Origin of the sequence: Pantoea sp. CTOTU49201 (assembly GCF_032054795.1) — a bacterium.
GTDB lineage: Bacteria > Pseudomonadota > Gammaproteobacteria > Enterobacterales > Enterobacteriaceae > Pantoea > Pantoea symbiotica.
This window is the reverse complement of the sequence record NZ_DAMBSA010000225.1, coordinates 1-7,723: the sequence shown is the minus strand read 5'-3', so window position 1 is coordinate 7,723 and position 7,723 is coordinate 1. Positions and strand designations below refer to the sequence as shown.

At 59.2% G+C, this 7,723-nt stretch carries 8 protein-coding genes; 5 read left to right on the top strand and 3 right to left on the bottom strand.

What is annotated here, in order from left to right:
* The first annotated feature begins 41 nt into the window (after positions 1–41).
* From RTY00_RS15520 to hpxZ, 4 genes are read left to right on the top strand one after another with little or no spacing between them, the layout of a single operon-like run.
* On the top strand, positions 42–1,628 hold the full coding sequence (locus RTY00_RS15520; RefSeq protein ID WP_312665053.1) for a gamma-glutamyltransferase family protein: 1,587 nt from the start codon (positions 42–44) through the stop codon (positions 1,626–1,628).
* 12 nt (positions 1,629–1,640) lie between these two features.
* Positions 1,641–1,826: an oxalurate catabolism protein HpxX gene (gene hpxX, locus RTY00_RS15515; RefSeq protein ID WP_061723592.1), complete on the top strand. Its 186-nt coding sequence runs from the start codon at positions 1,641–1,643 to the stop codon at positions 1,824–1,826.
* Entirely contained in the window at positions 1,823–3,220 is a 1,398-nt protein-coding gene (locus RTY00_RS15510) for an AtzE family amidohydrolase (RefSeq protein WP_312665052.1), read from the top strand. Before hpxX ends, RTY00_RS15510 begins: the two co-directional genes overlap by 4 nt.
* A gap of 2 nt (positions 3,221–3,222) precedes the next feature.
* Entirely contained in the window at positions 3,223–3,606 is a 384-nt protein-coding gene (gene hpxZ / locus RTY00_RS15505) for an oxalurate catabolism protein HpxZ (RefSeq protein WP_008105221.1), read from the top strand.
* Between the two features lie 47 nt (positions 3,607–3,653).
* Here the strand turns inward: hpxZ and puuE are convergent, their stop codons facing one another.
* From puuE to RTY00_RS15490, 3 genes are read right to left on the bottom strand one after another with little or no spacing between them, the layout of a single operon-like run.
* Positions 3,654–4,613, bottom strand: coding sequence for an allantoinase PuuE (gene puuE, locus RTY00_RS15500; protein ID WP_312665051.1), 960 nt, complete (start codon positions 4,611–4,613; stop codon positions 3,654–3,656).
* Between the two features lie 29 nt (positions 4,614–4,642).
* Positions 4,643–5,374 (bottom strand): allantoin racemase, encoded by a 732-nt coding sequence (gene hpxA, locus RTY00_RS15495; protein ID WP_312665049.1) that lies wholly within the window; start codon positions 5,372–5,374, stop codon positions 4,643–4,645.
* Positions 5,371–6,093, bottom strand: coding sequence for a GntR family transcriptional regulator (locus RTY00_RS15490; RefSeq protein ID WP_008105218.1), 723 nt, complete (start codon positions 6,091–6,093; stop codon positions 5,371–5,373). Before RTY00_RS15490 ends, hpxA begins: the two co-directional genes overlap by 4 nt.
* A gap of 145 nt (positions 6,094–6,238) precedes the next feature.
* Here RTY00_RS15490 and RTY00_RS15485 point away from each other — a divergent pair.
* On the top strand, positions 6,239–7,723 hold a 1,485-nt coding region (locus RTY00_RS15485), incomplete at its 3' end, for an NCS1 family nucleobase:cation symporter-1 (RefSeq protein ID WP_312665048.1).

Sequence of the window (7,723 nt, the reverse complement as noted above, 5' to 3'; positions counted from 1 at the left end):
CTTGCTTCCTATTAACCACGTACCCAGAAAAAGAGTTCACTATGATACAGAGCAACATGGCGCCGTTAGGCATGGCCGTTACGCCACATCATCTCGCCAGCGAAAGCGCCTTAGCGGTGCTGCGCGAAGGCGGCAATGCGCTGGAAGCGATGGTGGCCGCCGCAGCCACTATCGCCGTGGTTTACCCGCACATGAACGGTTTGGGCGGCGACGGCTTCTGGCTGGTGGTACCGCCAAACGGCGATCCCATCGCCATTGACGCCAGCGGCGCGGCCGGTTCACTGGCGCATCTCGATTTCTACCACGGCGAAACGCATATTCCGCATCGCGGACCCAAAGCCGCCTTAACCGTTGCGGGTACCGTGAGCGGTTGGCAGGAAGCGTTGACGCTGGCGCAGGAACTCGGCGCTACGCCGCTGCCATTAACCCGCTTGCTGCGCGATGCGATTCGCTACGCCGCCGACGGCATTCCGGTCACCGCCTCGCAAGCCGCCGCTACCGCCGCCAAACAGCATGAGTTGCAGCATCAACCCGGTTTTGCCGCCACCTTTTTACCGGACGGCAGCGTGCCGGTTGCAGGCAGCCGCTTCACCCAACCGGCGCTGGCGAACACGCTGAGCATGCTGTGCGATCACGGACTCGAGAGTTTTTATCGCGGTGAATTGGCGCACCATCTGGCGCGCGAAATGAGCGCGCTGGGGATGCCAATCACGCTGGAAGATTTGCAGACGCATAAAGCCCGCCGCTGCACGCCGCTGCATCTGGCGCACAGTGAAGGCGATATCTGGAACATGACGCCGCCAACGCAGGGTTTGGTGTCGTTGGCGATCCTCGGCATTACCGATCGACTTAATATGGCTGACGCCAATGAAGCACAAACCGTGCACCGCATCGTCGAAGCCACCAAAAAAGCCTTCGCGCTGCGCGACAAACACATCACCGATCCGCGCCACATCGACATTGATGTACAGAGCCTGCTGGATGCTGAACATCTCAGCACGCTGGCGGCGCAGGTGGACGATCATCAAGCGGCTGCGTGGGGCACCGGGCGCGGACCGGGCGACACCGTGTGGATGGGCGTGATGGACAGCAGCGGGCTGGCCGTTTCATTCATCCAGAGCGTTTATCACGAATTCGGCAGCGGCGTGGTGCTGCCTGACACCGGCATCACCTGGCAAAACCGCGGTGCGGCTTTCAGCCTGCAACCCGATCATTTGCTGGCGCTGCAGCCGGGCAAACAGCCGTTCCACACGCTTAATCCCGCCGCCGCGCGCCTCAAAGATGGTCGCACCATGGTGTACGGTTCGATGGGCGGCGACGGTCAACCGCAAACCCAGGCGGCGATTTTCACCCGTCACGTGATTCAGGGGCATCCGCTGCAACAGGCGGTGAGCGCACCGCGCTGGCTGCTGGGTCGCACGTGGGGACAATCATCCGATTCGCTTAAGCTTGAAGCGCGCATCGCACCGGAAACGGTGCAGCAGCTGCGCGCACTCGGCCATGAGGTTGAACTGCTGCCCGATTTTAGTGAAGTGGTCGGCCATGCAGGCGCGATCGTCAGACACAACAACGGCATGCTGGAAGGCGCGTTCGATCCGCGCAGCAACGGCAGCGCCGCCGGTTTCTAACGGAGATTATTGATGAGTTCACAACCGGATTGGGCCACCTATATCGCCCAAATGGAGCAGATTCTGGCGCTGGAGCTGGATGATGCGCGCCGCGCCGAGCTGCTGACGCAGTTCAACCGCATCGCCGCAATGGCCGAGCCGCTGATGGCGCTGCCGCTCGACGACCGGCTGGAAGTGGCGGGAGTGTTTCATCCATGAAACTGTCGTCTTTATCAATTAACGCGTTGCAACAGGCGCTGAGCCAGGGCGAGATCAGCGCCCGCGATATCGCGCAACATACGCTGGCGGCGATTGAACAGCATAATCCGGCGATCAACGCCTGGACCGAAGTCACCGGTCAGCGCATGCTGCGCGAAGCCGATCAGATCGATCAGCAGCGCCAGCGCGGCGAAACCTTGCCGCCGTTGGCCGGCATTCCTTACGCAGTGAAAAACCTGTTTGATGTCGCCGGACACAGCACCTTAGCCGGAGCCAGCCTGTTCAGCGAACGCGCGGCGGCACGCGAGGATGCATGGGCGGTGAGCAAACTGCGTCAGTCTGGCGCGCTGCTCTCCGGCATGCTGAATATGGATGCCTATGCGTACGGTTTTACCACCGAAAACACTCATTATGGCGCAACGCACAACCCGCGCGATTTAACCCGCGTGGCGGGCGGATCGTCCGGCGGTTCGGCGGCGGCGGTCGCAGCCGGTTTGGTGCACTTCTCGCTCGGCACCGACACCAACGGCTCGATTCGCGTGCCCGCTTCGCTGTGCGGCATCTTCGGCCTGAAACCGACCTTTGGCCGTTTATCGCGTAGCGGCAGCCATCCGTTTGTCGCCAGCCTCGATCACATCGGCCCATTTGCCCGTTCGATTGAAGATTTGAGCCTGGTGTACGACACCTTGCAAGGTGCCGATGTCAGCGATGCCTTCCAGGCCGCGCAGCCCATTGCGCCAGTCAGCGCCGGGCTTAACAAGGGTGCAGAAGGCGTGCGCAGCGCGGTACTCGGAGGATTCTTCTCAACCTGGTGCAGCGAAGAAGCGCGAGCCGCCGTGGCCGTTGCGGCTAAAGCACTGCAGGCAATCGACGAAGTGACTTTACCGAATGCAGAGATCGCCCGTTCGGCGGCCTTTATCATGACCGCCGCAGAAGGCGGCAATCACTACTTGCCGATGCTGCGCACGCAGCCCGAGCAGTTCGAGCCCAACTCGCGCGAGCGCCTGCTGGCCGGTGCGATGCTGCCCTCGGCGTGGTACGTGCAGGCGCAGCGTTTCCGCCGTCACTTCCAGCAGCAGGTGCTGCCGCTGTTTGAGCAGTTCGACGTGCTGATTGCGCCCGCCACACCCTGCACCGCCACCACCATCGGCCAGGAAACCATTCACATCAACGGCCAGCATTTACCGACACGTGCCAGCATGGGTATGCTGACCCAACCGATTTCGTTCCTCGGTTTACCGGTCTGCACCGTGCCACTGCAAACCGCCAGCGGCTTGCCGATCGGTTTGCAGCTGATCGCCGCACCGTTTAAAGAACATCTGGCACTGCGCGCCGCCTGGGCGCTGCAACAGCAAGGGCTGACGCTGCCACAAACCACCTTAATGGATGCCTGAAGATGACACCTGAACATATCGATCGCCCGGCAGTGCTCGCCGAAGTCACCGCCGCCTTTTACCGCTACGAGCAGGCGCTGATCAGCAATGACGTTGAGGTGCTGGATGAACTGTTCTGGCACGACAAACGCACCGTGCGTTTGGGCGCGGGCGAGAATCTGTATGGCATTGATGAGATTCGCGCTTTTCGCGCGGCGCGTCCGTCGAAAGGGTTGGAACGCGAGTTACGTAATACGGTGATTACCACCTTTGGCGATGACTATGCGGTGTGCAGCACCGAATTTACGCGTGAAGGCGTGGAGAAGATTGGACGCCAGCAGCAGACGTGGGTGCGATTGCCGTGCGGCTGGCGGATTGTCGCGGCGCAGGTGAGTTTGATGAGTTAAGTTGTTAGCGGGATAAATCGGTCGCCATAAATGGCGACCCTACAAATTCAGGATGTTGGCGCCGGATGCGTCTTGATCCAGTGATCGGCGATCTGCTGACGCGTACACACCCACACATCTTCATGCTGCTGAATGTGATCGAGGAAGCGCTGCAAGCCACGGAATTTCCCCGGACGTCCCAGCAAACGACAGTGCATGCCAATCGACATCATCTTAGGTGCGGTTTCGCCCTCTTCGTACAGCACATCAAAGGTGTCGCGCAGATAGGTAAAGAACTGCTCCGCGGTGTTGAAGCCCTGCGGCGAGGCGAAGCGCATGTCGTTGCACTCCAGCGTGTAAGGGATGATCAGATGCGGTTTGACCGTGCCATCCTGGCAGGTGACCTGCGTCCAGAACGGTAAATCGTCGCCGTAATAGTCGCTGTCATAGCTGAAACCGCCCTGCTCGACCACTAAACGTCGGGTGTTTGGGCTATCGCGGCCGGTATACCAGCCGGTTGGCGCTTTACCGAACAGATCGGTTAACACGTCCACCGCCTGCTGCATGTGCTGGCGCTCGGTTTTGGCGTCCATCGCCTGATAGTGGATCCAGCGCCAGCCGTGGCTCACCACGTCGTAATCCGCCGCTTTAATCGCTTCGACGATCTCCGGATGACGCGCCAGCGCCATCGCCACGCCAAACACCGTTATCGGCAAACCGCGCTTTTGAAACTCATTGTGAATGCGCCAGAAACCGGCACGCGAGCCGTATTCATACAGCGAATCCATCGACATATGACGATCGGCATAGCTGGCCGCACCGATAATATCGGAAAGAAACTGCTCGGAACCGGCGTCGCCATGCAACACGTTATTCTCAGCACCCTCTTCGTAATTAAGAACAAACTGCACCGCGACGCGCGCTTTGCCCGGCCACTGCGCATGCGGCGGGTTGCCGGCATAGCCGATCAGATCGCGTGGATAGTTTTTGTTGAAGCTGTACTCTTTCTTTCCAGATACATCATTCATTCTGTAAGTTCCTGTCGCTCAACCAGTGGTTAGTTTAGGTGCTGAAAGACTCCGCTGAGCGGTTTTTCGAGGGGATAATCGAGATCGCCGTGCTTGCTGGTGCCAAAGCCTAGCGCCACCAGCGACTCCACCATTTTTACTGCGGCGCTGACGCCGTCGATCACCGGCATGCCCAGCTCTTTGGTGAGATCCTGCGCCAGCGTGGCCATGCCGCCGCAGCCCAACACAATCGCGCCGCTGCCATCTTCGCGTTTGGCCTGAATGCAGCGCTGACGGACTTTCTCCTGCGCCACACCGCTGCCGTCTTCCAGCGCCAGCACCGGCAGATCGATGGCGTGCAGCGCAGCACAATGGTGAGTGAAGCCATATTGCTGCAGCAGATGGCGCGCTATCACCAACGTGCGCGGCAAGGTGGTGACAATCGAAAAGCGCGTCGCCAGCAGCGTGGCGGTGTGCATGGCCGCTTCCGCGATGCCAATCACCGGTCCGCTCGCCAGTTCACGCGCCGCTAGCAATCCCGGATCGCCGAAGCAGGCAATGATATGGCCGCTCACGCCTTGCGCTTTACCGCGTTTCACCTGCTCCAGCACGCCAATTGCCGCGATGGCTTCATCAAAATGACCTTCAATCGACTCCACGCCGTGCGTTGGACACACCGCCAGAATCTCAGTGCCCGGCGCGGCGACGGCGCGCGCGGCGGCGCCAATGGTTTCCGTCATCGCTAAGCTGGTGTTGGGATTGATGACCTGAATCAGGCTCATGATGCCGCTCCTTTGTTACCGGCAAATAACCGGGTGAAATCAGGCAAGGTTTCGCCGCTGCGCTCAAAGTGCAGGCTGGCAACAATGTGTTCGAAGTGATGCTGCAGCGCCGCCGTCAGCGCCGGCAGATCTTTTTGCCGCAGCAGATCCACCAGCCGATCGTGATGATCGCAACGGCAGCCGCGCTGCCACGGTGCACCGTAAGCGGCAATCACCAACGATGAACGCTGCGTCAGGCGCGTCACCATATCGGTGAGCACTTCGTTCCCGGAGATCGCCTGCAGCTGAATATGAAAAGCGGCGGAGAGACGAATCGCGGCGGCACCATCGTGCTGGTCGTGTGCTTGCTGCTCTTCTTCAATTAGCACGCCAAGTGCTGCTAAGTGTGGCGCCTGTACGTGGCTCAGCACCGCCGGCAAATTGGCGCACTCTAATAAACTGCGGGTGGCAAAGATGTCGCGGGCTTCATCAACGCCCGGCGTCGCCACTTGTGCACCACGTCGGGGCGACAAGGTGATCATTTGCACCGCGGCGAGGCGTTGCAGCACCTTGCGAATGCCGGTGCGGCTCACGCCGAAGACGTCCGATAAGGCTTCTTCCGGCAATTTACTGCCCGGCGGCAGTTGATGCTCAACGATGGCGGTAAGTAGCGCCTGATAGATAGGTTCATCGCGATCGTTCAGATCGGCAGCCGTTTTCTGGCCTGTTTCACTCTTCATTACCTGCTCCGGTAAGTGACTGTGTGCTGCACATCGTATACGTGAAATTAATTTTTTGTATACAAGAAATCAATTCTGGCCTGGATCCTGCAATACAGTTTCACGATGTGATTATTATTCCATGATGTAGAGAGGAGCAGGTTTCATGCCAAATCATTCTGAAGTGACCTCTGCGGTGGCCTCTGAAGCCAACGCGCAATACAGTCCACGCCTGTGTAACGAAGATCTGGCGCCGACGCGCGACCAGAACTGGTCGTGGTACAACATCTTTTCTTTCTGGATGTCGGACGTGCACAGCATGGGCGGCTATGTGGTGGCCGCCAGCTTCTTTACCCTTGGACTGGCGAGCTGGCAGGTGCTGCTGTGCTTGTTAGTGGGCATCTGCATTGTGCAGCTGTGCGCCAATCTGGTGGCCAAACCGAGCCAGATGGCGGGCGTGCCCTACGCGGTGATTTCGCGCCAGGCGTTTGGCGTATTCGGCGCGAATATCCCGGCGATTATTCGCGGGCTGATCGCTTTCGCGTGGTACGGCATCCAGACTTATCTGGCGGCCAACGCGCTGATGCTGGTGCTGCTGAAGTTCTTCCCAACCCTGAGCAGCATGACGCACAGCAGCTGGCTAGGCTTATCACAGCTGGGCTGGTGCTGTTTCGGCGTGATGTGGTTGCTGCAGGCGATGGTGTTCTGGCACGGCATGAGCGCGATCAAACGCTTTATCGATGTCGCCGGTCCGGCGGTGTATGTGGTGATGGTGGCGCTGGCGGGCTGGATTGTATACAAAACCGGTTTTGACGGTATCTCCTTCACGCTGGCCAGCAAGCAATTGAGCACCGGCGAGCAAACCTGGCAGATGATCACCGCCACCGCGCTGGTGGTCTCCTACTTCTCCGGTCCGCTGCTGAATTTTGGTGACTTCTCGCGTTACGGCAAAAGCATGGGCGAAATTCGTCGCGGCAACCGCTGGGGCTTACCGTTCAACTTCCTGCTGTTCTCGATTGTCACCGTGGTGATTGTTTCCGGTACCCAATCGCTGTTCGGCAGAATGATCACCGATCCGATTGAGACCGTCAGCATGGTCGGTAACGACGTGGCGGTGGCGATTGGCCTGCTGACCATGATTATCGCTACCATCGGCATTAATATCGTGGCGAACTTTGTCTCGCCGGCATTTGACTTCTCTAACTGCTCACCGCAAAAAATCAGCTTCCGTACCGGTGGCATGATTGCTGCAGTCGGCTCGGTGTTACTGACGCCGTGGAACCTGTTCCAGTCGCCAGAATTGATCCACTACACGCTGGATGTTCTGGGTTCGTTTATTGGGCCACTGTTCGGCATCCTGGTGGCTGATTTCTATCTGATTAAACGCAGCAAAGTTTACGTTGACGACCTGTTTGATGACACGCCAAAAGGACGTTACTGGTATCGCGGCGGCTTCAATCCGAAAGCGATTGCTGCGCTGCTGCCGTCGGTGGGCATTTGTCTGGTGATCAGCTTTATTCCTTCACTGCATGCGGTGGCGAACTTTAGCTGGTTTATCGGTGTGGCGTTGGGTGCGGGCTGCTATCGCTGGCTGGCGCGTGCTGACCGCGAAGAGTCTGTGGCGGCGTATCGCGCGACGGTGGCGGTGCAG

Excerpts from the sequence above, each read along its gene's own strand:
- RTY00_RS15520 (WP_312665053.1), top strand. The coding sequence starts at position 42 with ATGATACAGAGCAACATGGCGCCGTTAGGCATGGCCGTTACGCCACAT.
- hpxX (WP_061723592.1), top strand. The coding sequence starts at position 1,641 with ATGAGTTCACAACCGGATTGGGCCACCTATATCGCCCAAATGGAGCAG.
- RTY00_RS15510 (WP_312665052.1), top strand. The coding sequence starts at position 1,823 with ATGAAACTGTCGTCTTTATCAATTAACGCGTTGCAACAGGCGCTGAGC.
- hpxZ (WP_008105221.1), top strand. The coding sequence starts at position 3,223 with ATGACACCTGAACATATCGATCGCCCGGCAGTGCTCGCCGAAGTCACC.
- puuE (WP_312665051.1), bottom strand. The coding sequence starts at position 4,613 with ATGAATGATGTATCTGGAAAGAAAGAGTACAGCTTCAACAAAAACTAT.
- hpxA (WP_312665049.1), bottom strand. The coding sequence starts at position 5,374 with ATGAGCCTGATTCAGGTCATCAATCCCAACACCAGCTTAGCGATGACG.
- RTY00_RS15490 (WP_008105218.1), bottom strand. The coding sequence starts at position 6,093 with ATGAAGAGTGAAACAGGCCAGAAAACGGCTGCCGATCTGAACGATCGC.